At 58.0% G+C, this 1,346-nt stretch carries 2 protein-coding genes and 1 pseudogene; 2 read left to right on the top strand and 1 reads right to left on the bottom strand.

The window, feature by feature from the left end; genetic code table 11:
* Window positions 1-77, bottom strand: a pseudogene (locus OKB81_RS20340) (DUF6444 domain-containing protein); the annotation flags it as partial.
* A 150-nt stretch (window positions 78-227) separates the two neighbouring features.
* On the opposite strand from OKB81_RS20340, the gene OKB81_RS20335 reads away from it, so the two are divergent.
* Window positions 228-716, top strand: a complete 489-nt coding sequence (locus OKB81_RS20335; RefSeq protein ID WP_160838252.1) for a chemotaxis protein CheW — start codon at window positions 228-230, stop codon at window positions 714-716.
* 72 nt (window positions 717-788) lie between these two features.
* The gene (locus OKB81_RS20330; RefSeq protein ID WP_010673943.1) at window positions 789-1,175 is read left to right on the top strand and encodes a DUF2802 domain-containing protein; all 387 of its coding nucleotides are present in this window, start codon (window positions 789-791) and stop codon (window positions 1,173-1,175) included.
* Window positions 1,176-1,346: the final 171 nt, after the last annotated feature.

Below are 1,346 nucleotides of genomic sequence, written 5' to 3'. Positions count from 1 at the left end.
GGTGGTGGTGAGCCTGGCCCATCACTGGAAGGAGGCTTGGAGGAATTGCCGCTGTGCTGGTTGAGTCGGTCTTCTAGGGAAAGTGCGAACAAGTATCCCACGAACAAAAAATGAAAATTTTAGTCATTTAATATCAATTGGTTACCAGTAAATTCTCTCGTGCCATATGACTTATTCGCACCTTCCCTAATTTTACCCGTTGACGGGTTCATACAAGGATCAAGAAGATGACAGAGAAGCGCAATATTGCACAGAATCTGGCCGAAGACGAAGTGCTGCAGTGGGTGACCTTCCAGTTGGAAAACGAGACCTATGGCATCAACGTGATGCAGGTTCAGGAAGTGTTGCGCTACACCGAGATCGCTCCGGTCCCGGGTGCACCTGACTACGTGCTGGGCATCATCAACCTGCATGGCAACGTGGTGACCGTCATCGATACCCGCTCCCGTTTCGGCCTGCCGGCCGGGGACGTGAGCGAGAACTCCCGCATCGTCATCATCGAGGCGGAGAAGCAGGTGATCGGCATCATGGTGGACAGCGTGGCCGAGGTGGTCTATCTGCGCTCCTCCGAGATCGATGCCGCCCCGGCGGTAGGCACCGAGGAGAGCGCCAAGTTCATCCAGGGCGTCAGCAACCGTGACGGCCAACTGCTGATCCTGGTGGATCTCAACAAGCTGCTCTCCGACGAAGAGTGGGAAGACATTGGTTCCCTGTAACAGGGACGGGAACGTGCGGACGGGGGCGATGGCACCTGTCCGCCTCCCTGTGACGGATAAGGTGATGGTTTGATGATTGAATTTGCAGCCTTGGGGTTGTCCTTGCTCGCACTGGTGCTGGCCCTTTACGGGATCCTGGGGCACCGTCGTCGCCAGCGAGAGTCCGAGGCCAGGGTGGAAGCGCTGCAGGGGCAGCTCGAGAGTCTGCGCAAGCAGATGATGGAGTTGCACACGGGCGCCATCGGCATGGGCCAGCGTCTGCAAGCCGCAGAAGGGGCCATGCAGAAGATCCACGACAGCCAGCAGGAGCTGACGTTGCAGGATCCGGAGCGCCGCCTCTACAGCCGCGCCGCCAAGATGGTGGAGCTTGGTGCCGATCTGGACGAGGTGATGAGCGAGTGCGAGTTGCCCCAGGCGGAAGCGGAGCTGCTTATTTCCTTGCGAAAGGGACGCAGCTGACGGATGTGTCGCGGGGAGGCCGGTGCCTCCCCGCTTTCTGTTCGGCCCGTGGCCACTTCTTTCTCGATGCCGGGACGGTGATAATCCTTTGGCATGGCGTTGTTGCCCAAATCGATGCAGCTTGAATGGAACTAACTGAGGACTTGGTGATCTGATCACCACCATCTCCTT

This window comes from Aeromonas sp. QDB56 (assembly GCF_027705505.1).
Classification (GTDB): Bacteria; Pseudomonadota; Gammaproteobacteria; order Enterobacterales; family Aeromonadaceae; genus Aeromonas; species Aeromonas caviae.
Note: the sequence above shows the minus strand (reverse complement) of the source record. Positions and strands in the feature narration are given on the sequence as shown.

Coding starts and splice junctions, on each gene's coding strand:
- OKB81_RS20330 (WP_010673943.1), top strand. CDS start 789: ATGATTGAATTTGCAGCCTTGGGGTTGTCCTTGCTCGCACTGGTGCTG.
- OKB81_RS20335 (WP_160838252.1), top strand. CDS start 228: ATGACAGAGAAGCGCAATATTGCACAGAATCTGGCCGAAGACGAAGTG.